Origin of the sequence: Aliinostoc sp. HNIBRCY26, from assembly GCF_050235535.1 — a bacterium.
In the GTDB taxonomy this organism is placed as follows: Bacteria; Cyanobacteriota; Cyanobacteriia; order Cyanobacteriales; family Nostocaceae; genus Trichormus.
In genome coordinates, this window is the sequence record NZ_CP189852.1 from 2314128 (window position 1) to 2339753 (window position 25626).

The 25626-nt window shown below is 39.6% G+C and carries 26 protein-coding genes; 13 read left to right on the plus strand and 13 right to left on the minus strand.

Going from position 1 to position 25626, the window contains the following annotated elements; genetic code table 11:
* Positions 1-87 precede the first annotated feature (87 nt).
* The 4 genes from ACQFX9_RS09905 to ACQFX9_RS09920 all read right to left on the minus strand — a co-directional run bounded on the left by ACQFX9_RS09905 (position 88) and on the right by ACQFX9_RS09920 (position 4181).
* Positions 88-429, minus strand: a complete 342-nt coding sequence (locus ACQFX9_RS09905; RefSeq protein WP_427161854.1) for a XisI protein — start codon at positions 427-429, stop codon at positions 88-90.
* Positions 417-836, minus strand: a complete 420-nt coding sequence (locus tag ACQFX9_RS09910; RefSeq protein ID WP_427161855.1) for a XisH family protein — start codon at positions 834-836, stop codon at positions 417-419. Before ACQFX9_RS09910 ends, ACQFX9_RS09905 begins: the two co-directional genes overlap by 13 nt.
* Positions 837-904: 68 nt before the next feature.
* Entirely contained in the window at positions 905-3529 is a 2625-nt protein-coding gene (gene acnB, locus ACQFX9_RS09915) for a bifunctional aconitate hydratase 2/2-methylisocitrate dehydratase (RefSeq protein ID WP_427161856.1), read from the minus strand.
* Positions 3530-3785: 256 nt separating this feature from the next.
* Positions 3786-4181 carry a hypothetical protein gene (locus ACQFX9_RS09920; RefSeq protein ID WP_427161857.1) on the minus strand — a complete coding sequence of 132 codons (396 nt, stop codon included), beginning with the start codon at positions 4179-4181 and terminating at the stop codon, positions 3786-3788.
* 976 nt (positions 4182-5157) lie between these two features.
* On the opposite strand from ACQFX9_RS09920, the gene ACQFX9_RS09925 reads away from it, so the two are divergent.
* The 3 genes from ACQFX9_RS09925 (at position 5158) to ACQFX9_RS09935 (ending at position 6621) form a co-directional block, all read left to right on the plus strand.
* Positions 5158-5889: a Uma2 family endonuclease gene (locus ACQFX9_RS09925; protein ID WP_427161858.1), complete on the plus strand. Its 732-nt coding sequence runs from the start codon at positions 5158-5160 to the stop codon at positions 5887-5889.
* Positions 5890-5969: 80 nt separating this feature from the next.
* Positions 5970-6284, plus strand: a complete 315-nt coding sequence (locus tag ACQFX9_RS09930) for a 2Fe-2S iron-sulfur cluster-binding protein (protein WP_427161859.1) — start codon at positions 5970-5972, stop codon at positions 6282-6284.
* A gap of 151 nt (positions 6285-6435) precedes the next feature.
* Positions 6436-6621, plus strand: coding sequence for a hypothetical protein (locus ACQFX9_RS09935; RefSeq protein ID WP_427161860.1), 186 nt, complete (start codon positions 6436-6438; stop codon positions 6619-6621).
* A 284-nt stretch (positions 6622-6905) separates the two neighbouring features.
* Here ACQFX9_RS09935 and ACQFX9_RS09940 read toward each other — a convergent pair whose 3' ends face one another.
* Positions 6906-7400, minus strand: a complete 495-nt coding sequence (locus ACQFX9_RS09940) for a hypothetical protein (RefSeq protein WP_427161861.1) — start codon at positions 7398-7400, stop codon at positions 6906-6908.
* A gap of 331 nt (positions 7401-7731) precedes the next feature.
* On the opposite strand from ACQFX9_RS09940, the gene ACQFX9_RS09945 reads away from it, so the two are divergent.
* On the plus strand, positions 7732-8799 hold the full coding sequence (locus ACQFX9_RS09945) for a DUF3326 domain-containing protein (protein ID WP_427161862.1): 1068 nt from the start codon (positions 7732-7734) through the stop codon (positions 8797-8799).
* A gap of 114 nt (positions 8800-8913) precedes the next feature.
* Entirely contained in the window at positions 8914-9495 is a 582-nt protein-coding gene (locus ACQFX9_RS09950; RefSeq protein ID WP_427161863.1) for a CPBP family intramembrane glutamic endopeptidase, read from the plus strand.
* Positions 9496-9502: 7 nt separating this feature from the next.
* Here the strand turns inward: ACQFX9_RS09950 and purN are convergent, their stop codons facing one another.
* Positions 9503-10144: a phosphoribosylglycinamide formyltransferase gene (purN, locus tag ACQFX9_RS09955; protein ID WP_427161864.1), complete on the minus strand. Its 642-nt coding sequence runs from the start codon at positions 10142-10144 to the stop codon at positions 9503-9505.
* A gap of 272 nt (positions 10145-10416) precedes the next feature.
* On the opposite strand from purN, the gene ACQFX9_RS09960 reads away from it, so the two are divergent.
* Positions 10417-11301, plus strand: coding sequence for a carbohydrate ABC transporter permease (locus tag ACQFX9_RS09960; RefSeq protein ID WP_427161865.1), 885 nt, complete (start codon positions 10417-10419; stop codon positions 11299-11301).
* 47 nt (positions 11302-11348) lie between these two features.
* Here the strand turns inward: ACQFX9_RS09960 and ACQFX9_RS09965 are convergent, their stop codons facing one another.
* The 3 genes from ACQFX9_RS09965 to fraC form a co-directional block, all read right to left on the minus strand.
* Positions 11349-12122, minus strand: coding sequence for an ABC transporter permease (locus ACQFX9_RS09965; protein WP_427161866.1), 774 nt, complete (start codon positions 12120-12122; stop codon positions 11349-11351).
* A gap of 104 nt (positions 12123-12226) precedes the next feature.
* Entirely contained in the window at positions 12227-13255 is a 1029-nt protein-coding gene (gene fraD, locus ACQFX9_RS09970; protein WP_427161867.1) for a septal junction protein FraD, read from the minus strand.
* 106 nt (positions 13256-13361) lie between these two features.
* The gene (gene fraC / locus ACQFX9_RS09975; RefSeq protein WP_427161868.1) at positions 13362-13919 is read right to left on the minus strand and encodes a filament integrity protein FraC; all 558 of its coding nucleotides are present in this window, start codon (positions 13917-13919) and stop codon (positions 13362-13364) included.
* 244 nt (positions 13920-14163) lie between these two features.
* Between fraC and ACQFX9_RS09980 the strand changes: the two genes are divergently transcribed.
* The 3 genes from ACQFX9_RS09980 to ACQFX9_RS09990 all read left to right on the plus strand — a co-directional run bounded on the left by ACQFX9_RS09980 (position 14164) and on the right by ACQFX9_RS09990 (position 16910).
* The gene (locus ACQFX9_RS09980; RefSeq protein ID WP_103139658.1) at positions 14164-15300 is read left to right on the plus strand and encodes a cob(I)yrinic acid a,c-diamide adenosyltransferase; all 1137 of its coding nucleotides are present in this window, start codon (positions 14164-14166) and stop codon (positions 15298-15300) included.
* A 402-nt stretch (positions 15301-15702) separates the two neighbouring features.
* Positions 15703-16623 carry a thylakoid membrane protein ThyD gene (gene thyD / locus ACQFX9_RS09985; protein WP_427161869.1) on the plus strand — a complete coding sequence of 307 codons (921 nt, stop codon included), beginning with the start codon at positions 15703-15705 and terminating at the stop codon, positions 16621-16623.
* Positions 16624-16727: 104 nt separating this feature from the next.
* On the plus strand, positions 16728-16910 hold the full coding sequence (locus ACQFX9_RS09990; protein ID WP_103139656.1) for a DUF6887 family protein: 183 nt from the start codon (positions 16728-16730) through the stop codon (positions 16908-16910).
* Between the two features lie 74 nt (positions 16911-16984).
* On the opposite strand, the gene ACQFX9_RS09995 is transcribed toward ACQFX9_RS09990, so the two are convergent.
* From ACQFX9_RS09995 to ACQFX9_RS10005, 3 genes are all read right to left on the minus strand, one after another.
* Positions 16985-17230, minus strand: a complete 246-nt coding sequence (locus ACQFX9_RS09995; protein WP_103139655.1) for a hypothetical protein — start codon at positions 17228-17230, stop codon at positions 16985-16987.
* 191 nt (positions 17231-17421) lie between these two features.
* The gene (locus ACQFX9_RS10000; protein WP_236145225.1) at positions 17422-17844 is read right to left on the minus strand and encodes a tetratricopeptide repeat protein; all 423 of its coding nucleotides are present in this window, start codon (positions 17842-17844) and stop codon (positions 17422-17424) included.
* Positions 17845-17953: 109 nt separating this feature from the next.
* Positions 17954-18310 carry a HesB/IscA family protein gene (locus tag ACQFX9_RS10005; protein ID WP_236145224.1) on the minus strand — a complete coding sequence of 119 codons (357 nt, stop codon included), beginning with the start codon at positions 18308-18310 and terminating at the stop codon, positions 17954-17956.
* A 298-nt stretch (positions 18311-18608) separates the two neighbouring features.
* Between ACQFX9_RS10005 and ACQFX9_RS10010 the strand changes: the two genes are divergently transcribed.
* The 4 genes from ACQFX9_RS10010 to ACQFX9_RS10025 all read left to right on the plus strand — a co-directional run bounded on the left by ACQFX9_RS10010 (position 18609) and on the right by ACQFX9_RS10025 (position 25194).
* Positions 18609-20246: a DUF6930 domain-containing protein gene (locus ACQFX9_RS10010; protein WP_427161871.1), complete on the plus strand. Its 1638-nt coding sequence runs from the start codon at positions 18609-18611 to the stop codon at positions 20244-20246.
* A 2563-nt stretch (positions 20247-22809) separates the two neighbouring features.
* Positions 22810-22986, plus strand: coding sequence for a ribbon-helix-helix protein, CopG family (locus ACQFX9_RS10015; protein ID WP_103139651.1), 177 nt, complete (start codon positions 22810-22812; stop codon positions 22984-22986).
* A 287-nt stretch (positions 22987-23273) separates the two neighbouring features.
* Positions 23274-24713: a 9,9'-di-cis-zeta-carotene desaturase gene (gene zds / locus ACQFX9_RS10020; RefSeq protein ID WP_427161872.1), complete on the plus strand. Its 1440-nt coding sequence runs from the start codon at positions 23274-23276 to the stop codon at positions 24711-24713.
* Positions 24714-24738: 25 nt separating this feature from the next.
* Positions 24739-25194 carry an SRPBCC family protein gene (locus ACQFX9_RS10025; RefSeq protein ID WP_103139649.1) on the plus strand — a complete coding sequence of 152 codons (456 nt, stop codon included), beginning with the start codon at positions 24739-24741 and terminating at the stop codon, positions 25192-25194.
* A 150-nt stretch (positions 25195-25344) separates the two neighbouring features.
* Here the strand turns inward: ACQFX9_RS10025 and ACQFX9_RS10030 are convergent, their stop codons facing one another.
* Positions 25345-25596, minus strand: coding sequence for a type II toxin-antitoxin system HicB family antitoxin (locus ACQFX9_RS10030; protein WP_427161873.1), 252 nt, complete (start codon positions 25594-25596; stop codon positions 25345-25347).
* Positions 25597-25626: the final 30 nt, after the last annotated feature.

Here is a 25626-nt window from a genome sequence, read left to right on the forward strand (position 1 = left end):
AAAATATTAAATTTTATTACAGCAGGTTCCATATTTTTTAAATACTGTAGAGACGTTGTATACAACGTCTCTACATGGTCTTGGATTTTACGCAATAGCAAAATCAGTATATTGTCTCACCTCTGGTGGCTGAAACGCCAAGACAATATCACTAGCTGGAACACCTAAGCGCATTAACTCCGTTGCTATCCCTTCCTCTGTCCAATCTTCTTCAATGTAAATCTTTTCATTTTTAATGCGAATATGGACATGAGTATTATTGATTCTTTTTTGGTTAACCCAGTCTATAGACATCCATAGATAATGATCATGATTTTCGTCGAAAATCAAACAGGTTTCATATTTTTTCTTAGATGAGCGATTAGCAAAATTATCATAATCCGTTAATGTTTTTTTGATAATCTCTCGATAATTCACTAATTTATCCATTCTACAATTTCCTCCCTTTCCATATTAATAATTACCAAGGAAAGCTGATTTAATTTAACTATCGCTTTAATTGATTTCCGTTGAAAGAAAGTTTCATAAATTCCATCTTTGATTGCTAGATAAATTTCCTGATATTCATCTTTAGCTAATTGAATTAAATTGCGATATACAATATATTGTCCTAAAGCCTTTTCAAAATCTTGAATTAATGAAGGACTGATAAAGCTTTTAATTTCAATAATAATCTTCCGTTGTGTTCTGGTTTCTGAAATTAGCTTTTCTATAGCTAAATCTGGATAAAGTTCAATGTCTTCATATTCAAGCGGATAAGGATCTGCTGTAATTGTCCAACCATCTTTAATAAAAGCATTTTTTACGGCTGTATGATAGATATCTTTGGCTGACATTATTGAATCTATTTATTCAATTACTGGTTCAACTTCAAGGTGAGCCATGAAGACTCACCCTAATTAAACTATACCAACAAAGCTTCCTCCTCTTTAGAAATCACTCGCCCTTCATCCTCAAAACCGGCGATTTGATCAAAGTTCAAATACCGATATAAATTCTCAGCAAAAGGATGAATCTTATTCGCCACAATATCAAGATATTCCTGCACTGTGGGAATGCGTCCTAATAACGCACAAACTGCTGCTAACTCAGCAGAACCTAAATACACTCTTGCACCTTTACCCATGCGATTATTAAAGTTGCGGGTAGAGGTAGAAAATACAGTTGTGCCATCAGCAACTCGCGCCTGATTTCCCATACATAAACTGCATCCTGGCATTTCTGTTCTCGCGCCGGCTGCACCAAAAACACCATACACACCTTCTTCTTTTAATTGGTGTTCATCCATGCGGGTGGGTGGTGCTATCCACAGGCGAGTTTTGACTGCACCTGCACCTTCTAAAACTTTCGCAGTTGCACGATAATGACCGATATTTGTCATACATGAACCGACAAATACTTCTTGTACTGGATCATTAGCAACTTCCGATAATAATTTAACATTATCGGGGTCGTTTGGAGCAGCTACAATTGGTTCTGTGATTTCGTTCAAATCAATTTCAATCACTGCGGCATACTCCGCATCTGTGTCGGCTTCTAGTAATACAGGATTTGCTAACCATGCTTCCATTTGGGCGACGCGGCGCATAATTGTACGCGCATCTTGATAGCCTCTGGCTACCATGTTCTTTAACAGGGCAATGTTAGAACGCAGATATTCAGCAATTGTGGCTTCACTCAATTTAATGGTGCAGCCTGCACAAGAACGTTCGGCGGAAGCATCTGTTAATTCAAAGGCTTGTTCTACCTTCAAATCTGGTAAGCCTTCCATTTCTAAAATTCTGCCGGAGAAGATGTTTTTCTTATTCTCTTTCTCGACAGTTAGCAAACCTTTTTGAATGGCAACGTAAGGAATAGCGTTAACAATATCTCTTAAGGTAATTCCTGGTTGCAATTCTCCTTTGAATCTGACTAAGACTGATTCTGGCATATCTAAAGGCATGACACCCAATGCACCAGCAAAGGCGACTAACCCAGAACCGGCGGGGAAGGATATTCCCAAGGGGAAGCGGGTGTGAGAGTCACCACCTGTACCGACGGTGTCGGGTAACAGCATCCGGTTGAGCCATGAATGGATGATACCATCGCCAGGACGTAGGGCGACACCGCCACGGGAGGACATGAAATCGGGGAGTTCGTGGTGAGTTTTGATGTCTACGGGTTTGGGATAGGCGGCGGTGTGACAGAAACTCTGCATGACTAAGTCTGCACTGAAGCCGAGACAAGCAAGTTCTTTGAGTTCGTCGCGGGTCATGGGGCCTGTGGTATCTTGGGAACCAACAGTAGTCATGATGGGTTCGCAAGATGTACCGGGACGGACACCGGGTAAACCGCAAGCTTTACCCACCATTTTTTGGGCGAGGGTGTAGCCTTTACCTGTGTCTTCTGGTTGTTGGGGACGGATGAACAGGGTGCTGGGTTCTAAGCCTAATGCTTGGCGGGTTTTGTCAGTGAGGGTACGTCCGATGAGTAGGGGGATGCGTCCACCGGCGCGGACTTCATCAAGGATGGTGTCGGGTTTGAGGGTGAAGGTAGAAATAACTTCGCCGTCTTCGTTGGTAATTTCACCTCTGTAGGGATAGATAGTAATTACCATACCGGTTTCAAGTTTGGTGACATCGCATTGTATGGGCAAAGCACCGGCATCTTCTGCTGTATTGAAAAAGATGGGAGCGATCGCACCACCTAAAATATAACCCCCAGCGCGTTTGTTGGGAACATAGGGGATATCGTCTCCCATGTGCCATAACACGGAGTTAATAGCCGACTTGCGGGAAGAACCAGTCCCCACAACATCCCCAACATAAGCTACAGGATGTCCTTTTTTCTTCAACTCAGCAATAGTTTCTAAGCTTCCTGGTTGCCGTGACTCTAACATCGCCAAGGCGTGGAGGGGAATATCTGGACGCGTGGTGGCGTGGGTGGCTGGGGATAAGTCATCGGTGTTAGTTTCCCCAGGAACTTTAAATACAGTAACGTTAATATATTCTGGGAGTTTAGGGCGAACTGTAAACCATTCTGCTTCTGCCCAAGAATCAACTACTCGCTTGGCGTAGGGGTTGATTTTTGCTAATTCCAAAACATCATGGAAGGCATCATACACCAATAAAGTTTTACTGAGGGCGGCGGCGGCATAGGCGGCGATGGGTTCTTTACCTTCTCCTCCCATGACTAAGGGTGTATCACCTTCCGATGGTTTGGTAGAAAATTGCAACAACTCAATTAAAGACTGCACATTATAACCGCCTACCATTGTCCCCAGTAATTCCACCGCTTCAATTGAGGAAATTAAGGGACTAGTGATTTCGCCTTTAGCAACACCTGTTAAGAATCCGGCTTTCACATAGGCGGCTGCATCCACACCAGGGGGGACGCGATCGCGCAATAAATGTAATAATGTATCTTCCTCCCCTACTGGTGAATTTTTCAGTAATTCACACAACTCTGATGTTTGCTGTGCATCTAACGGTAAGGGCGGAATACCAAGGGCTGCCCTTTCGGCAACGTGTTGACGATATTTTTCTAACATTTTTGTGTTCTCTGTTTGTATGCTCTCACTCTAATTATGAATTATTTTTAGACAAAACTTAGCAAGCAAAGTTTTTCCGATTTCTTGTCTAAAAGCCTTACTGGTAATCGCTTATAGATATCTTGGTTTTATACTTAAAGTATAGTTTTTGTGATAAATTTCTACTGAAGATATTTTAATTACCTACACAGCTAGGGGCAGAATATATCCTGCCCCTACAATCATATATAATGCCATTTGATAGCGAACTATTATACTAGGCGGTTATGACAGTTTCATCTGCTGTTTTATCTGTATAAGATTTCAAGCGTGTCAATCTACTTTTACGGACACGTTCACTATCTCTCACTCCGCCTGCAATCTCATATTCATTACTGTTTTTACCATACTTAAAGCCAACGCCCATAAGCATTTTGTCTGAAATTTGACCTAAGTTTTTTTCCATCTCATCTAGCTTTTTTTTAGACGAGTCTATCATTGCTATAGCAGCATTATAATCATCCAGCATATTGTGAAACTGATTAATTAATTGCGTCAGGTTTTGCAAGTTACAGGTATTATCAAAAGTCAAATTGGGATCAATAGCTTTTAATCCTGCCACTCTAAACTCAGCTTTTTCTAGAATCCGAGAACTACGCTTTTTTCTAGGCATAGACTTACCCTTTTACAAGCTTTACAATGCTATTGTGTCTCAATTAAGCTAGATTATAGTTCAGCAAAATTCACATTTCATTTTGCTATTTTTTTGATTTATACCCGTAATTTTTCGGAATTGCTGCAATACATCGCTTGTTTAGTGCAGAATTAAGAGCGATCGTTTGAATCTTAAGGCTTAATGCTGTAACTGTAAGGCTTAATGCTGTAACTGTAAGGCTTAATGTTGTAGCTGTAAGACTTAATGTTGTAACTGTAAGGCTTAATGTTGTAGCTGTAAGACTTAATGTTGTAACTGTAAGGCTTAATGTTGTAGCTGTAAGACTCAATGTTGTAACTGTAAGGCTTAATGTTGTAGCTGTAAGACTTAATGCTGTAACTGTAAGACTTAATGTTGTAACTTAATCACCTAAAATAAATATATTGCTAAAGCTAAAGACTATTGGCGAGACTACAGGAGTATAGATGATGCCTAGAAGTACAAGCTATTTAGAGTCTAAATTCTTTGTTAGATGCTTTAGGCTTACATTTGGCTGTAACAGTAAAGTCATAATTTGCAACTAGGTGGTTGGTGCGTGACGCTATAAGTTTGATGACTACGTTTAAATATTCTCGCTGCGTCACGCACCCTACAGAAAAAATGTGCCAGTTATGTGAGTTGTATCATTAATCAATCAGCAAGATTATTATAGTAATAAAATCTGTACATCTAACTTCAGACTACATCTGACTTTTCACGCTATGTAGAAAAGTTAACGTGAAACCTAACCCCCAACCTCTTCTCTTCCAAGAAAGGGGAGCAAAAATCAAAGCCTCTAACGCCACTTGCTACAACGCGGGAAACTCGCGCAACGCAGTGGCTCCTCCTTCCGGGGGAGAGGTACTCTACAAGGAGAGCTTCGCTTTATGAAGAGGGGTTTTTCATATCCTGTGAAAAGTCAGCAGACGATATTACCCATAACCCCAATCAACTCATGTCAGTCGCCCAAGAATTAGAACCAGTAGCAGATATAATATTTCCACCAGGAGATATTGAAAGTCACGAACCCCCATTGGAAAGCGATTTACATTTACGCCAGATTATTCTGTTATTACAATGTTTAGAATTGTGGTGGCAAAACCGCAATGACTTTTATGCTGCGGGAAATTTGACAATATATTATAGTCAACGTCAACTCAAATCAGAAGAATTTCGCGGCCCTGATTTTTTTGTCGTGCGAGGGTGTGAAAAGAAACCTCGCAAAAGTTGGGTAATCTGGCAAGAAGACGGTAAGTATCCCAATATCATTGTCGAGTTACTGTCACTTTCTACAAAAACCACAGATAAAGGCTTAAAAAAACAAATCTATCAAGATATATTCCGCACACCGGAATACTTTTGGTTTGACCCAGATAATTTAGAGTTTATTGGGTTTCATTTAGTAGATGGTCAATACCAACCCATAGAACCAAATCCCCAAGGGTGGCTATGGAGTCAGCAATTAGAATTATATTTAGGTGTACAGGATAGTAAATTACGCTATTTTACGTCACAAGGTGAGTTAGTGCCGACACCAGAGGAGTTGGCAGAACAAGAAAAACAACGTGCGGAACAAGAAAAACAACGTGCGGAACAAGAAAACCAACGTGCGGAACAGGAAAAGCAACGCGCAGAACGTCTAGCCGCTAAATTACGTGAATTAAATATTGATCCTGATGTTTTATAAAATTATTGATGATGTTGAAGGATATTTTCAGCAATTCAGATATAATAATGAGTTTGTCTATAGCACTCATTTTTTAGCATATGTCTAAAACTTACAACGTTGAGATTATCCACCAGGATCAAACTCATACATTCCAAGTTCCTGAAGATAAAACCATCTTATCAGTTGCGGATGAGCAAGGGTTGGAATTACCCAGTTCTTGCCATGCTGGTGTCTGTACCACTTGTGCTGGGCAAATTATCAGTGGAACTGTAGATCAAACTGACGGTATGGGTGTCAGTCCTGAACTGCAAAAACAAGGCTATGTCTTGTTGTGTGTTGCTTATCCCCGTTCTGACTTAAAAATTGAAACGGAAAAAGAAGAAGTAGTTTATCAGAAGCAATTTGGTAAGTAAAGGGATTGGGGACTGGGGACTGGGGACTAGGAATAGTGATTTTTCACTTTTAATATAGTTAATGATTAGAGTAACTTGACTTGATCAACAGTTTTTAGCTTTGGCTGAGATCGGTTATTCTAGAATCTACAAACTAATTGGATTAACGGCGATGACTACTCATTTTATTACCGCAGAAATCGACCTCCAAGAAACACCCACAGAGTTGCAACAAGTCATTGAAGCTGAATTGCAAAAGCAAGGTGAACCTTTAAGATGGGCAATTACTGCTGTAGACGCAGAAAAAGAAAAAGCGACTGTAGAAGCTGTGGTAACTACAGGCAGCGTTAATCAATAATTAAATAGTATATACAAAACTTAAGGTGTGTTAAATTGATGCTGACACACCTTAGTTTTATCTCTAAAGTTAAATATGATTTTTAATAAAAAGGACACATATAGGAATCCGACTTGATTATTGAAACGATTTGCGTAGGGAGGGAACAGGCTTCCGCCGTGAGCGTCAGCCGAACGGGAACAGGGAATAGGGAACAGGGAACAGGAAAAGAAGTAACAGAGGTGTACCGAGTTTTTTCAGAAATCAAATATGATTCCTATAGTATTGCTCAATTTAATAAAAAACTAATTTTCTCTAATTTCGTAAAACCAGATATTTTTACTTTTTACTTCTTTGGTGTAAGCATTAACTATTACAGAATCATTAGAAATAGATTTATCTTCTTCATTAAAGAGAGATTTATTTAGTGAATGATCTATGTCATGCCAAATTTCTTTTGCTGGGGAATCACCGCTTTGATCGATATTTCCCACGTTGATCCTGCTGATTCCAGGAAAAGGCCATGAAGCAGCTAATTGAATAAAACCTGAACCTTCTTGAATTTGATAATTAACAGCAAACGAAAAAGAATAGCAATTGAATTGTCCTATCGCTAACTCATTGGGAAAAATACTTCCTAAAGGCCATTTTTCTGCGTTGTTGTGGATACCTACACGGTTAAGTGTATAGCCAGTAAAATTAGCCACTTGAATAATATACTTGGCATCATATTTGATCAGTTTAGTCAGCTGATCTATAGTTTGATTTACATCTATCTTGGCTACTTGTGATAATGCCATTGAATTGACCTTTACTAATTAATTACCGTAGTTTTTCTAGTTTCAAATGGATAAATAAGGTTATCTCTCCAAAGATGTATTGACATTATTCCGGATTCTGTGACACCGATACAACCTTATAAATACCCGTTTTACCGAAAAATGTAAATTTATGTGTTTTTACTGAACAATTCAATTTTTTGTAAGAAATCAAAACTATATCAAGAAAAACTTATAGTTTGTATGTAAAAACCCAAATAAATTACACAAATTTAACCAAATTCCTTCAGCTTAATTTGACACTTAGCCAACTTTTAACGTAGTATCTTGAACTCAAAATTTAATCCTAGAGATGAATCATCCTTACACTGCAATTCTTATTGTCCCGACTGGTGTTGGTGCGGCAATTGGTGGTTATGCTGGAGATGCTATACCTGTAGCTAGATTATTAGCACAGGTTTGCGATCGCCTCATCACTCATCCTAATGTCCTCAATGGTGCAAGTTTGTACTGGAATATCCCCAACGCTTTCTATGTCGAAGGCTATGGACTAGATAAATTTGCTACCGGAAACTGGGGTTTGCGTCCTGTACGCAGTAACAAGATAGGTTTACTTTTAGACCAAAGTATTGAACCAGAGTTAAGGCTAAGACATTTACAAGCAGCCGATGCAGCCCAAGCGACACTCGGTTTAACTTTGACTGATTATGTAATTACAGATGCCCCGCTAAACGTAGAATTACGCACATCAGCATCAGGCGTAAGCTGGGGAACAATTGGCAACCCCGATAGTTTACTCAGAGGCGCAGAAACATTAATTAAACAAGCAAAAGCAGAGGCGATCGCAGTTGTTGCCCGTTTTCCCGATAATATAGATGAAGAGGCCGCACAAAACTATCGCCAAGGCAAAGGCGTAGATCCCATTGCTGGCGCAGAGGCTGTAATTAGCCATTTAATTGTCAAAAACTTTCAAATTCCCTGCGCCCATGCACCAGCTTTAGCAGATGAACCGCCACAACCAAATTTATCTCCTCGTTCTGCGGCGGAAGAATTGGGTTATACTTTTTTACCAAGTGTACTTGTAGGATTAAATCGCGCCCCACAATTTATAGTAAAAAAGGAATTAGCTATATCCCTCCCCGACGACATTTGGGCAGAGCAAGTAGATGCCATAATTATGCCAGCCACAGCCTGTGGTAGCAGTGCATTACTCAGCCTCAGCCAGAAACCATGTCAAATCATCGCCGTGGAGGAAAATCACACCCAAATCAAAGTTCCACCCCAAAGCTTGGGAATCAAAGCCATAAAAGTAAACTCATATTTAGAAGCAGCAGGTTTATTAGTAGCACACAAAGCAGGGATAAACCCAAGTTCCTTGAGTTCTCAAATAGAATCTTTGGTAAGAGTCAATAGTCAATAGTCATTAGGGAACAGGGAACAGGGAACAGGGAACAGGGAACGGCTTTTCTCATTTCCTACCTTGTCTACCTTGTCCCCAATCCCCAATCCCCAGTCCCTCAGTCCCTAAAAACCCGTGGTAGAAAAACAAAAACAAGAACCAGAAATCCCATATTTATCGCGTGTCCAAGTTCTAGTGGCGATGGGAGTCACTGCATTATTGTTGTGGACAATTGCCAGGGTATGGTTATACTTTGGTAACTTTTTGCTATTTGAATGGCATTTGTATCCTAGAGATTTACTCTTGGGATTGGGTATAGGTTTATTTATTACTGGCTTAAGTGGTCTAGCTTATCGCGTCTGGCCACAGTACCGTTATAGTGCTGATTATTACCTGGAAATGGTGCTGAAGCCTTTAGCTTGGCCGGATTTAATTTGGTTAGGTTTGTTACCTGGGTTAAGTGAAGAATTATTATTTCGGGGTGTAATGTTACCCGCTTTGGGATTAGATCACCTGGCGGTTATCGGCTCTAGTGTTTGCTTTGGCATCTTACACTTGAGTGGTTATCAGCAATGGCCTTATGTTGTATGGGCAACTATTATTGGGATCATACTGGGATACAGCGCATTGTTAACGGGTAACTTACTAGTGCCGATTGTTGCTCACATGGTGACTAACTGGATTTCTAGTTGCTTGTGGAAGATTCAGCAAGGATAATAAAAAATTACTTTTGTGCAGCTAGAGCGATCGCCTGTGGTAAGATTCTGTGTTCTTGGATTTGAATTCTCGCGTGGAGAGTTTCGGCTGTATCATTTGGTAATATTGGTACAGCCGCTTGTATTAAAATTTCGCCGCTATCGACTTCTAAACATACTAAATGCACTGTACAACCAGTAATTTTTACCCCAGCTTCTAAGGCTTGTTCTACAGCATGAATACCTTTAAAACTGGGTAGTAAACTGGGGTGAATATTAATAATTTTATTGGGAAAAGCGTCAATAAATGTAGATGTAACGACTCGCATCCAACCAGCTAAAATTACCCAATCTACATCATAACGCCGCAATGTATTGACGATTTCCTCGTCAAATGCTGCACGATTTTTATATTCACGGTGATTTAATAATACTGTTTCAATCCCTCGGTTAGCCGCTTTATGTGCAACCTTAGCTGAGGGATTATTGTAAATTAAAACTTGTATTTGGGCATTGAGTTGCTTGTTTTCTATAGCCTGTGCAACTGCTTCAAAATTACTTCCGCTACCAGAAGCCAAAATTCCTAGTTTTAGAGGATTTATTACAGTAAATTGATGGTTATTAACGCAAGGAGAAACAAGACTAGAGGTAGAATCAGCACAGATGGTCATAGAAAATTCACAATTCAAAATTACGTAAACACGATAAGTGTTGAGTTAAAAATACTATTAATCAAGTAGAAGGTAAACCCGTACTGTTTAACTGACTCATACCAATTTTGGATTTTGGATTTTGGATTTTGGATTAAAAGCCTAGATTCTTAGACTGTTCCAGAATATCGAAACAATACTACTTATTCCAATTTGGTATAACATCACTCACTACTCAGCACTCAGCACTCCCTACTCAGCACTCTAACTAAACAGCCAAGAGGATAATTATAATGCAAAAAAAATATGCAAAGTCATGGTTAGATAATGATTCATTTGCAGCTTGGACTTTTCTCTCACCCGCACTGATTTTATTAGGTTTATTCGTTATTTGGCCGATAGCTTATTTGTGTTATCTGAGTTTCACGGCTGGGAGTTTTACTTCTACAGGTGCTTATTGGGTAGGGTTCAAAAATTACTGGCGTTTAATCTTCAATCCTGATTTTTGGCAAGTTCTTGGCAACACAGTTTATTTTACCGTTGCTACAGTTATTCCTAGTTTGATTATTCCTATTGCTTTAGCAGTTCTATTAAATCGTTCCATAGTGCTGCGCGGTTTTTTGCGGAGTGCTTATTTTTTACCTTCTATTACATCTTTAGTAGCGGCTGGTTTAGGATTTCGTTGGTTATTTCAAGCTTCCGGCCCTGTAAACGCATTTTTAGGTTTATTGAACATTCCCTCTATTTCTTGGCTGGGAGATACATTTTGGGCAATGCCTGTATTAATTGTTTTAAGTGTTTGGAAACAACTAGGTTTTAATATGGTGGTATTCCTAGCAGGTTTACAAGCCATTCCTCCTAGTCGTTACGAAGCCGCAGAATTAGACGGTGCTAATGGTTGGCAACAATTTTGGCACATTACTTTACCTGGATTGCGTCCGACTTTAATTTTTGCCACAATCACTACTGCTATTTTTACTTTACGGAGTTTCGAGCAAGTTTATGTAGTTACGGGTGGTGGGCCTTTAAATACTACGAATCTGTTAGTTTACTATATTTATCAAGAAGCCTTCGGTCAATTTGATTTTGGTTATGCAGCAGCAGCCGCTACTGTATTATTAGCGTTTACCTTGGTATTAGTTTATTTACAATTACAAAGCTGGGGAGAAGAATCTTAGAAAGGCAAAAGGTAAAAGGCAAAAAATAAAAGATGAAAGAGGGAAATTTAAAATTCTCGGCGGGAGAAAAGGAAAATAGCGATCGCCAATAGCATGGTAATGTAAATCACACCATATGCTGCATTACCCATTAAAGTTGATGGGTTTGGCATTGCTTGCAAACCATAAACAGCATCATTTTTTAAATCTAGACGCGATAAATCAGGCAATACTAAATATAAACCCTGGGTAATCCCTTCCATGAAAATATTACGACTCATCCGGCTCAGTTGCACTAAATTCTGTGTAATATTTCCCATCAAATAGACAGCAAATGTTAAAGCAACAGCCAATAAAGAACTAGTAAACACACCAAAAGTAATAGCTACAGCAGTAATTACAGCTATCTGCAATAATAAAAATATGGTTGCCATTAAAATGCTGCCAACTGCATATTTAACATTGCCGAACTGTAAAAATAGTAAATAGATAACCGTCATACTAGCAATTAACACAGCTAGCACAGCCGATAAACCAAAAAATTTACCAGTGATAAATTCAGCACGACTAACAGGTTTAGAAATTAATAATAAAATCGTGCGCTTTTCAATTTCCTTATTCACTAAACCTGTGCCAATAAAAATAGCAACAATTAAACAAATTGCATTCATTGCCGCTATACCGAAATCTAGAAACATTTTATCTTCAGTATTAGCTGCATATTCGGGTAAAGCCCGACTAGCTACAGCTAAAGCAAGAGTATAAAATCCGATAATATACAGGATGCGATCGCGCACTACTTCCTGAAAGACATTTTTAGCAATTACTAGTGTTTTAGTCATTGGGGATGGGGGATTGGGGACTGGGGACTGGGGATTGGGGACTGGGGAATAGATTAATATTTGTATCCAATGCCCTATACCCTATGCCCCATTCCCAAAAATATTTACTGTTGCGGTGGGGGTGTTTCACGCTTAATAGAAATTGTGCGATCGCAGGAAATTTCGGCTACTGCAATTTTGTCTTCTGATGAACTGCTAGAACTGCGATTTCTTGATGCTGCTAGTGGTTCAATTCGACATGATTTTTTTAAGAAATAACCTTTTACTCCAGCACTAGGGCCTGTCCAAATAGCTAGTAAATCTAATACGTAACCGCCAGCTTTAGTATTAGTTACACGCGGTTCAATACGCCATAATTCTTTTTCATCAAACTGAGATAAATTCTTATCTACAATTCCTTTTCCTAGCTGCCCTATATTGACTTTTGCTTCTAATAACCATCGTTCAACTTCTGACCAAGGTTTTTCAGAAATTCGTGATTCTACTAATGGTTGTAGTTGATTTAAAATTAACACCCCATTTTCTGGGACTCTTTCTCTTTCTCCCCTTCTAATCACAAAGGTGCTATTTTGAAATTCATCTGCTAATAAACTGGGATATTCTTGTAGCCACTTATCCATAACAAAATAAAAGTTTAACCAGCAGCTAATTACCATACAACTAGCAACTAAAATAATAATTTTCTGTCGGGCTTCTGGTTTGGGTATTCGCGCTTTAGAATCAGTGTCAGTACCCTCAATAAAATCTGGAATCGCTGTAATTAAAGCTGCTATTGTCGGCCAGATGACAATTGTTCTGGGTGTTAATAAATCTTTTTGATTACCAAATGCAAAAACAGCTACTAGAAATCCGGTAATTAATGCGCCTACAGGCATATTAGTACCAGGAACCTTTAGAGGATCATCGGTGGTATACCAAGCAGTTCCAGCAATTAAGAATAACCAACCACAAAGAGCGATAATATCTCTAATAGGGCTAACAGCAAAAGAAGACATCAAGCCTGAAAAAGCACTTAAATAAATCAGAGTTTGCCAAGAATAGGCTTTTGGTGGAATTAAGATTTTTTTCAGTTGTTTATAGACATCATCAAATATACCAAATATTCCAAAAATATCTTTGAGTAACGAGTTCATCTATACACCTCTTGATAACAGCAGACAAGGGTAAATAATTGAGATGATTTGAATGTTGAATAAGCAGGTTGAGATTGACTTGATCTATCCTGGAAATAATGCGTATTCAGTATGAAGTAAATATCCTTAAAGTTCTAAACCATAAAATAAAAGTAATCGCAGTATAACTCAGCGAATTAGCAATGATTGTAGTAGTAACTAAATTAGTATTTTGAAATTGAGCCTTACCGAGAAAGCTATTTTGTATCCGCGTTAATAAAGGTCTATCATCTTGAGTTTTGCCGAAATCTTCACTTAAAGAAAACACCAAAATCCTTAAGAGAAAGAATTTCATCAAGAATGTGCCGAAGAAAATAGTTACAGTCGTTAAAACTAGAATTCCTTGAGTGTTACTAGACTTTAAAACATTAAAAAATACATAATTAATTAGATCAGTTCTAATTGGCACTGGCAATCTAGGTTCTACGAGAAAGAAAATTATCCAACCAATGACACCAGAGAACAGGTTGACCGCGATCGCATAGAAAGTGCTTGATTTTTTATCAAAATTTAATCTTCGATGAAAAACGTAAGCCTCTATAGGGATGGCAATTAAGAAGAACAAAAAATTAAATAGAATGACCCCAACAGGCCAGATTATAGGCAAAGTAATATTATCTAACATACAGACTCAAACTAAGAGTTAACTGAGGGAGTATAGTTGTAGACACTGCCAAGAGCAATGATCTTTCCTTGCTGCTTACCACCTTGGTGTGACAGTATACTCCAATTTATCGTTAATATACCCATAGTTTTACAAATGAGACAGGTGTAGGGAGATGGGGAAAAGAGACAAGGTAGACAAGGGAAGGTAGACTGCTTTACCTAATGACTATTGACTAATGACTATTGACTAATAACTAAACACAATGACTAGGAATGGTATTGGTATTCGCACAGCGCAAGTGCGTTCGGAACGGCTGACGGGTCAAATACACGTATATGATGGTTTGGGTAAGGGTAAATCCCAAGCTGCTTTAGGTGTTGTTTTACGCTCAATAGGTTTGGGAATCAATACACCGAGTAATTCTAATCGGGTCTTACTACTGCGGTTTTTGAAAGGGCCGGAACGGGACTATGATGAAGACGGCGCGATCGCAGCTTTACAACGTGGTTTTCCCCATCTAATTGATCAAGTCCGCACAGGAAGGGCAGAATTTTTTGGTGTCGATGAAATCACAGCCTTTGATCGCGCTGAAGCAGCGCGGGGTTGGGATGTCGCCAAAGGCGCGATCGCCTCTGGGTTATATTCCGTCGTCGTCTTAGATGAACTGAACCCCGTCCTCGATTTGGGTTTACTCTCCGTCGATGAAGTGGTGCGGACAATCAAATCAAAACCCCAGGAATTAGAAATCATCGCCACTGGACGCGGTGCGCCGCAACAATTATTAGATATTGCGGATTTGCACTCAGAAATGAAACCCCAGCACCATCCCACAGCCACAGAATTACTCATGCAAGGGATTGAAATTTATACAGGTGCAGGTAAGGGTAAATCTACAAGTGCTTTAGGTAAAGCCTTACAAGCCATAGGTAGAGGCATCAATCACCCAGGCTCAACCCGTGTATTAATTATGCAGTGGCTCAAAGGTGGTAGCGGCTACACCGAAGACGCAGCGATCGCCGCCTTGCGACAATCCTATCCCGAAGTTGTAGATCATCAACGCTGTGGTCGAGATGCGATTGTTTGGCGTAATTCTCGCCAAGAACTAGACTATGTAGAAGCCGAAAGAGGTTGGGAGATTGCGAAAACTGCGATCGCCTCTGGACTCTATAAAACCATCATCCTAGACGAACTCAACCCCACCGTCGATTTAGAACTGCTTCCCGTAGAACCCATCGTGCAAGCACTACTCCGCAAACCCCGCGACACCGAAATCATTATTACCGGTCGCTGTCAAAATCACCCCGCCTACTTCGACTTAGCCAGCATTCACTCAGAAGTTTATTGTCATAAACACTATGCTAACCACGGCGTAGAACTCAAACGCGGAGTAGATTTTTAATTAGTCATTAGTCAACAGTCATTAACTTATAGACTATTGACTATGGACTATTGACTATGGACTATTGACCGATGGAAAACCAAAACTTGCTCGATTTGGTGACAGGAGGACTAGCGATCGCTATCCTGGGAGGTGGAATGTTAATGATGTTCACAACCATCTTCACCACTAAAAATAGATAATTCCCGTAGAGACGCTACATGAAAACAGTGAACAGTTATCAGTTACTTGATCACTGTTCACTGTTAAAAAGTCTCTACACCCTAAATTTCCCAATCCCCAATCCCCAGCGAAGCACTGAGCTTGTCGAAGTGTCCCCAATCCCCAATACTTCGACAAGCTCAGTACAAGTCCCCAAAATCGCTAAAAAACCTTAAAATAAGGGTTTGGCTGAGGTGCGTTATGAAAATAGCAATTACTGGTGCAACAGGATTTGTCGGTAGTCATTTGGTAGAAAGACTCCACAAGCAAGGTCATCAAATACTGATATTAACGAGAAACACTACTTCTGCTCAAAGAGTGTTTCCCCCAGAAGTTTTTAAGAATGTAGAGATTGTTGCTTACACACCCACTACATCCGGTGTTTGGCAAGATAGCATTGCTGGTTGTGATGGGGTAGTCAACTTAGCTGGCGAACCCATAGCCGAAAAACGTTGGACAGAACAAGAAAAGCAAGAAATCCTCAAGAGTCGTCAAGTTGGGACACAAAAAATCGTCGAAGCCATAACCAAAGCTAACCCTAAACCTAGTGTGTTAATTAACGCCTCTGCTATTGGTTACTACGGTACGAGTGAAACTGCTGCTTTCGATGAAAATAGCGCATCTGGGACAGATTTTCTTGCTCAAGTTTGCCAAGCCTGGGAAACAGAAGCGCAAAAAGTCAAAGAAACTGGTGTTAGGTTGGTAATTTTGCGCCTTGGGATTGTCTTGGGATTTGGTGGTGCTTTAGCAAAAATGCTGACTCCCTTTAAACTTTTTGCAGGGGGGCCGATTGGTAGCGGTAGACAATGGTTTTCCTGGATTCATGTAGAGGATTTAGTCAATTTAATTGTGCAAGCCTTGACAAAACCAGAAATGGAAGGTGTATATAACGCTACTGCTCCCAAACCTGTACGCATGAATGATTTAAGTCAAACTTTAGGTCAAGTAATGAATCGTCCCTCTTGGCTACCCGTTCCTGGTTTTGCTTTAGAAGCATTGTTAGGAGATGGTGCGATCGTCGTGTTAGAAGGACAACAAGTATTACCAAAAAGGACTTTAGAATCTGGTTTTGAGTATCAATACACTAACCTACAACCAGCACTCAAGGATATTGTGAAGTAGAGTCAATAGTCCACAGTCAATAGTCAATAGTCCACAGTCAACGGTCAATAGTGTAAATGTGCTGAATTTCAAGGCAATTTTCTCTTAAATCTGGAAATTATGTAATGAGCGATTTAAGTTACCGAGAATTAACCGAAGCCGAGTTACGGGAGTATGTAAAGAGTCATCCTCAAGACGAAGAAGCCTTTCAACACTATCTGACGATTATTAGAGCTAAATCAAATAGAGTAGTAGTTAGTACAGGCGAACAATTGGAAGCTGAGTTAAAGAAAAGACTCTCACCGTAAGCAAAGTTTTCACGGGTTAAAAATTAAAAAGATATTTAACTAATGACTATTGACTAATGACTATTGACTAATGACTATTGACTAGAACTAAACTTTTTCGACACCCAACTAATTAAACCACTCAGTAGCGCGCCACCCATCAAAATACCAATGGCTGGGTTAAATACAGGTTGCCAAAGTTGATGCCATAAATCTAAACCTAGATTAACTCCGCTTGCGTCACCCATAACTGCGATCGCAAACCAAGCAAATCCAAATAACACCAAAAACACATCCGCAACTAAAATCAAGTTGAGCCAATTTAACAGTTTTTCTTTCATAAGCAAGTAGAGACTAAAAAATAAGTAAAAAGGAAAAAGGTAAAAGGAAAAAGAAAAGAGTTTTACCTTTTTTATTTCATGAGGGAATTGAAAAAGCAGTAAAAAGGTAAAAGTAAAAAGAAAAGAAAAGATTGTTTATTTTTACCTTTTGCCTTTTGCCTTTTACCTTTTGCCTTCTGCCTTCTTAAAGTTTATTCGCCTAAAATCCAGGCTTTAACTTTGGCTAAACTTTGCCAATCGGGTTTTCTGCTGAACCCATCTTCAATACTCTTTTGAATTTCCTCGCGCCATTCTGTATTCACCAGCATCAATTGGTTAGCAATATCAATGTGTTGTCTAACACCTTTCTGGTTAGTTTCCAGCATAGCCAAAGCCAGATTAACTCTCGCTTGAGGATCTTGAGGATTTAATTTAACTGCTTTTTGAGCAGCCTTGAGTGCAGAACTGGGTTTATCTTCGAGGAGATACAACCACGCCAGACAAATCCAAGCAGCACTAGCTTTAGGAGAGCGATCGCATACCTCTTTAAACACAGGGATTAAATCAGCCGCCGCTTCTCCAGCTTTATAACGTTCTAAACCTGTGTCAAACAGGGATTCTACTGTTTGAGTCATATAAAATTAATCAATGGGCAATCAATAGCTAATCATAATCATAGGTCAAGAGTCTACAGTCAAAATTCTGCCAAATTAGACTGTGAGACTATAAACTATGGACTATCGACTACACACCAAATGATTTACCACAACCACAGGTTTGGTTAGCATTGGGATTGGTGAATTGAAAACCACCGCCAATCATGGCATCGCTATAATCAAGCATTAAGCCATAAAGATACAACAAGCTTTTTTTATCGCAAACTATCTTAAAGCCGTCGTAATCAAACACATCGTCATGTTCAGTAATCTTACTTTCTTGTTCAAAGTCCATCATATAAGACATTCCAGAGCAGCCTCCCTGCCGGACTCCCACTCGCAAGCATAAGTCCTGGCCTTGCTTTTCCTGGAGGGACTTGACTTGGCGTAGAGCTGCTTCACTCAACTGTATGCCACGCTGTTGAGATTGAGTTGCTTGTGTCATCCGCTTTTCCGACTCCTTCAAAAATTTTGGATTGTCTGGCAATTTTTGTATATATTCTAGCGAGAATGGTGCCGCAAATTGCCAATTGTAAACACTCCGTTAAAAGCAGCCAAAGGTTTTTATTCTAGAATTGAGAGACTCGGTGTGTTTAGAGATTCGGTATTTTTTTAGAGATACATCCATCCCTGTGACAACTTGAGTCCCTAACACCTTCAGGCCCAGCCAAGAAACAGTGATTCGTGGCTAGCCATTCCCTAAAGGTTACTTAATATATTGCTTCTTTTGGTTAACTCACTCTATGACAAGTTTTAATCGCTCTACCAGTCGTCGGTTGAAGAAATTAACCCAAATTCCTTCTGTATGGGAGGGCGATCGCCGTCCGTTGTCATCACCTACTCCACACCCCCACTCTGAAGGTAAGGGAGAATGTATTCTTTGGGTAGATGGTTCACAAGGTATGGTGAGGGGGATGGATGTCATCTCTCCTGAAACTGGCCCGGAAGCAATAGTTCGCACCTTAATGCGAGCAATGGAACATCCCCACAGTCCCGCTAAACCTGCTAGACCCCAAAGAATCGTGGTTAAAGACCGCGAAATTCAGTTTTATTTACGTGGCGTACTGCAAGATTTAGACATCGCCATTGATTACGCACCAGAACTACCTTTAATTGATGAACTCTTTCGCGGATTTGCAGAAATTATCGATAATCAAGTCCCCGATTTACCGCCACAATATGCCCAAGCCTTACACGAAAAAGCATTCGCCATTTGGCAAGCAGCCCCTTGGGAATTTTTGGAAGAACAACAAATACTATCTATTGAAATTAATAAGTGGGATGTCGGGACACTCTATGCTTCAGTCATGGGGATGTTGGGCATGGAGTATGGGATTTTATTTTATCGCTCCGAAGAATCCCTCAAGCGATTTCGCGCCGCAGTTTTACAGGATGATGATTCTCAAGGACATTTAGAAGAAGCTTTTCTCAAGCAAGATTGCTTGTTTCTCACTTTTGAACGAGAGGATGATACTGAGGAAGAAGATGAATTTGATGATTTAGCTGACTTAGCTTTATCAGAGATTGACCCTACCTTCGGGACAATTCACCCCCTAGAAGGCTTACGGTCTGTTTTGTATGAGGAAGAAGCAGTAGTTATATTTCTAGCTTTAGAGAGTCTTTCTCGGTTTATTCGTGACCATCGACATCAACTTCATGCAGACGATTTCCCCAGTCTGAGTCATCGCTATCGTATTTCTTTACCGGAAGCGCGGGAAGGAACTAAATTAGTTCCAGTTACTATTTCGACTATGCCACAACTCGCCACTGAATTAGAGGAAATGGCAGAGTTATCAATTTCAGAGGAAGATGAAGAGGATCTCGATTCATCTCTGTTTCGTTCGTTGCGAGATGACTTAATCCCAGAAGATTCTTTTCTCAGCTTGGGAGTAATTTCTTGGGAAATGTTAGAGTTTCTCAGAAAAGGTGTAACTTATCACCAAGCTGGGGAAATTAAAGCCGTGGGGGATGGATTACCAGTCATTTTAATCCAAACCTCCCGCCCGAAAGCGAAAACCGTCATAGAAACTATAGAAGCGGCTGGCGGACTGAAAGCTATTTGCTTTAATCCTGGATCTGATCCTTTTGATGGCGATCGCTATGATTTAGGCTTATTACAAACCCATAATGGTGAATTGTTTCTGTTTGGGGAATTTCTAGACGCAGACCCCATCCATGTGGAAGCGCGGAAAAAATGGAATCAACGGTGTAAGAATACCAAAGGCTATTGTGGGTTAATCATTGCCAAAGGTTTAACGGGTGCTTCTCGTGGTAATCCCCAATTGCGAGATATGATGGCTTTATTTGAAGCGCGATCGCTCTCACCTAAAGATTTAGGTATTGGTACTCTCCAACTCATGCCTCAATTTCAACTGGAATAGGTAAATAAGTCAGGAATCACTCACAAACTTAAGTTTTACCCAGCATCGGCTAAAAGTCGTGCTTGCGCTAACAGCACTTTTCAAGTAAGGACTAATACCAGTTCCCAGCCTAGAAACCCTTGTCAAGTCACGATTTCAATTGCGTTAGCGTACCACTTTGCTACGCAACGCTACCGCGAACGTAGAAGTCAGCTAGGCGTAGTGTCTTGCACAGAAGCATACGTTCGCAGTCTCTCGTACAGAAGAGAAGTCCATTACGTTAGCGTAGCAGACTTACCCCTCCGGGGAAGCAAGCTAGGCGTAGCGTCTTGGAGAGAAGTCCATTGCGAATTTGTATAAGAATTAGAAGTTATGGTATTTGGTTAAGAAATAACCTTTTTGAGATGCTTAGGGACTTCCAGAAAATCAATTATTCAATCAGTCAGAACCAATATTTTCATTGAATTTTTTCTTCCCAACTTTCCCTACTCCTCTCCGTTCGCGTAGCGTCCCGCAGGGAAGTTCTGAACAGATAAAGCCCCCTCTTAGATTTCTCTCTGCTTACCAAAGGGATTGTATAGGAATCATATTTGATTTCTGCGAAGCTAAGTACACTTTTATTCGTTCTTACTTCCTGTTTCCCATTCTCTGTTTCCTTACTCAGCAAATGATTTTAGGAATCAAAGCGGATTCCTATACATTTTTACGTTGCAATACCGAATTGGGATAGGTAGTATTGTTTCGGGATTCTGGAATAGCCTAAGAATCTAGACTTTTAATCCAAAATCCAAAATCAAACATTAGTATAAGTCTCTTATAGGGGAAGATAATCTGCTTCTGTACCTGTCATAACATTGAATTTAAAGACAAAACCAGTTTTTCATCAAACAGGATAGTTTTTATTTTTCACAACGTAGTGAACCTAGCTTTAAAACAACCTCTACGCCGTTCCATTGATTTAAAGTTTTCAGTCACCAATGCAAGGATTTCAGATTTGTGATCGTGTCGTGGGACAAGTTCCGGATGTGGGGCTTGAGGATTTTAGATTGACCGTCTTCTCTACGAAAGGCTACACCAAGATAGCGAATACAGCATAGCGAGTATTTCAGATTTTTCCACCCACGCTTGAATGGAGCTGGTACCCAAAAAAATCCAAAATCCAAAATCTAAAATTCGGAGGGTCAAGGGTAAACACCATTGAAATCAGTTATAAAACAGGCAATCTTCTCTTATCACTCTTTTTTAAGTTAGAAGTAAGCCTTGACTACAAAGCAAATGCTGTTACGTCTACCTTTCTCCTTCTTCTTCATTGCCAGCTTCATGTAATTACTGCTTGAGTTTATTAAAATTTTATAAATTCGCTATTTAGTCGTGATTTATTGCAATTACCTGGGCAAATCAATAAAGTGAAAATGTATCGTGTATTGATACCTGAATATTGTTACCTATTTTTCACTAGTATTTCAGCAAGTTCAATAAACAGTGACATCATACCTATTTCTATTGATTATATTGATTAGTGTTTGTCAATAATATTAATCAAAAATTTAGGTAAAATTATCAGAATTTCATAGAGTTTTGATAAAGCATAAAAAGCTACTTTGTCCTTTAGGTAAAGATTGTCCAAAACAGTATTAATCTGGATATAATAGCCGTAATACAACTCGTAAATACCTCATGCGAATGTCAAAAATATAACGAATATCAAGGTGATCAATATGTCATGATTGCAGGCAGAGCATATCACAAACTTGGTTATAGATGAAAGTGCATTAATCATTCATATATAACCACTGATTCTAATTCACAAACAATTGTGATTCCTTTTTAAAAGGACAAGGAACAAAACTTAAATAGGAACATCAGTTTTCTGCAAGCATCACAATATTTCCGCCAGTTACATCTATTTTAAATAGCTGTAACTATGTTTTATCATGATTTGATTTATGGCAGGTATTGTCAACATAAGTGATGAAAATGTCCTCTTTTGAACATCGAATTAGCTCAAATCAAAAATTATCTTAGGGATGATTTATGCTGTGATTAATTAAAATGAAATTTTTATCTCACATTACTACTAATCAATGCAGTGAGATGGTTGAGTAAATAAAATCTTAGGAAATGTCGTGTCTTTAATCCCAGCTTATAAACAGCTAGAGTTGTAGGATTTTCCACAGACATAATTCTAGATATCGGCTGTTATTGATTATTGCTGTCAGACATTTTGTTGAGATTACTTTGTGAGTTTAAGGTAGATAAAAGGTCGAATTATTGAATAAATCACCACTTTGGAGACTTTTTTTTAATTTCATATGACAAAATCAAATTCATCTGACAAATTACATCCTGAGAATTAAGTTATCTACATCTCATGTTGTTTTTCAAAAAGGAAGCTTTCCTTATTACCCTTTTTTCAAACTGTAAACAGTTTCTGATGTTTCTTGAAAAACTGAGGAGTGATTTGACGAAACGAATATTTTTGTGGGGAACGGTATCGCTTGTTTCTTGACACAAATTCTGATAATCTTATCGTCTTCCTCGTCGTTTTATTTGTTTTTGATGATGTCAATACACAGCAGATAGCATGATAATGACTAATAAAAAATGGGCCGTCAAACGTATAACTGTGAATCTAGCTGCACAGGAAGCAGAAAAACTAGAAAAATACTGTCAACAGACAGGTAGACCAGCAACTGATGTAATTCGGGAACTGATTAGAAGTTTACCTGTATCAGATGACAATAAAGAAGTGAGTAGATAGGAGGTATTTTGATGTTATGACAAAAAATCTTTTGACTACTCAATAAATATCTAAAGAGAGGTTTTTAGTCCACAACTTTTGACAAAAGTTTGTTTAGTGGCAAATACACGCTTTAGGTTTAGAGAATCTAGTCACTGCAATTTCCGCAGAACCAAACAAACACAAATTTTCGATCATCAGGTGCATGACTTTGCCGTCCCACAAAATAGTACGTCGCTAGAGATAAGTCGCAAATTCCGACACCAACCCAGTTACAATTTGTAAAGAAACTGAAAAGGAAAGACGGAATGCGCGTTGCAATTGTAGGTGCGGGATTGGCTGGGCTAGCAACCGCAGTGGATTTAGCTGATGCAGGCTGCGAAGTCCAAATTTTTGAGTCCCGTCCGTTTGTTGGGGGTAAAGTCGGTAGTTGGATTGATGGTGATGGCAACCACTTAGAAATGGGGTTGCACGTATTTTTCGGGTGCTACTACCAACTGTTTGAACTCATGAATAAAGTCGGGGCGTTGTCAAGTTTACGCCTCAAAGAACACACCCACACTTTTATCAATAAAGGTGGGCGCACCGGTGCGTTAGACTTTCGCTTCTTTACAGGCGCGCCTTTTAATGGGTTAAAAGCATTTTTCACCACTTCTCAACTCTCATTACAGGATAAGCTACAAAATGCGATCGCCCTCGGAACCAGTCCGATTGTGCGGGGACTAGTAGACTTTGACGGAGCAATGAGAACTATCCGCAACTTAGATAAAGTCAGTTTTGCTGACTGGTTTCGCAGTCATGGCGGTAGTGAAGGCAGTATCAAAAGGATGTGGAACCCCATTGCTTACGCCTTGGGATTCATTGACTGCGAAAATATTTCTGCCCGTTGTATGTTAACTATCTTTCAATTTTTCGCAGTCCGCAGCGAAGCTTCTGTACTGCGAATGCTGGAAGGTTCTCCTGATGAATATCTCCACAAACCCATCCTCAAATACTTGGCAGATAGAGGTACACAAGTTTACACTCGCCGTCAAGTCCGAGAAATTCAGTTTACGGAAGTGGATGGACAAACCCGTGTCACTGGCTTAGTAGTTGCCCAAGGAGACACGACAGAGTTAATCACTGCGGATGCTTATCTATGCGCTTGTGATGTCCCAGGAATTCAGCGAGTTTTACCTCCAGAATGGCGCAAATGGTCAGAATTTGACAATATTTACAAACTAGAAGCAGTCCCAGTTGCCACAGTACAGTTACGATTTGATGGCTGGGTGACAGAACTGCAAGATGGGGAAAAGCGTAAACAACTCCAGCAAGCAGCAGGGCTAGATAATCTACTATATACAGCTGATGCTGATTTTTCTTGCTTTGCGGATTTAGCCTTGACTAGTCCTAGTGATTATTATCGTCCAGGACAAGGGTCATTATTACAGCTAGTGCTAACACCAGGAGATCCCTTTATTAAGGAAAGTAACGAAGCGATCGCCCAACACGTCCTCAAACAAGTCCATGAATTATTCCCCTCATCACGGGAATTAAATATGACTTGGTATAGCGTCGTCAAACTGGCTCAATCTTTATACCGCGAAGCCCCAGGAATGGATGCGTATCGCCCTGACCAAAAAACTCCAGTGCCTAATTTCTTCCTCGCAGGTAGTTATACTCAACAAGACTACATTGATAGTATGGAAGGGGCAACAATTTCTGGCAGACGCGCCGCCAAAGTCATTCTCGAAAATATTAAACAATAGAGTTAAATCTAAACATCGAAAAATAATGGCTGATTGGCTAGAACATAGCGTACAGGTTGAAGTCGAAGCCCCCATTGATTTAGTCTGGGGCTTGTGGTCTGACCTAGAGCAAATGCCGAAGTGGATGAAATGGATAGATTCTGTGAAAATTCCCCCTGATAACCCAGATGTTTCTCTGTGGAAATTAAACACAGGCGGATTGGAATTTACCTGGAAATCCCGCATCCTGAAAACTGTCCCCCATCAAATTATTCAATGGGAATCCATCGATGGTTTACCAAATCAGGGGGCGATTCGTTTTTACGATCGCCACGGTAGTAGCATCGTAAAAATGACAGTTTCCTATGCTATTCCTGGGATTTTGGGCAAAATCATGGATAACCTATTTTTAGGTCGAGCCGTAGAATCAACGATTCAAGCCGATTTAGAAAGGTTTAAAGAGTATGCTTTAAACGCTAAAGCAAATTCAGCCTCTTCTTAATTAGCTGAGATTGGTGAAATCAAGTTTGTGGGTTGGGTCAAACTATCAGACCCAGCACACTTATTAAGTACAAAAACTTCTAAGTGACACCAATTCATAAAAAATTTAATACAGATGTAAACGCTAAAAAGTATGCTGAGTCTCACTTTCTTAATTTTGAATTTTGAATTTTGAATTTTGAATTGGTATGACAGAACATACTGCTGGTTCTGGTAGTGGTTCACCCGCAGTTTCATAAGCAATAATCAAAGACTCTAAAGCTTCAATACCGTTTGCTAACGCTAACTCATACGTATCTCCATGAGTGCGCCAGCGTTGTCCAGGAAAGTCAGGTAATCCTACGAGAAAGCAATTATCTTCTTCAGACCACTGAATAACCATTTGGTATTTGAGTTTAGTCATTAGTCATTAGTCATTAGATATTTCTTCTTC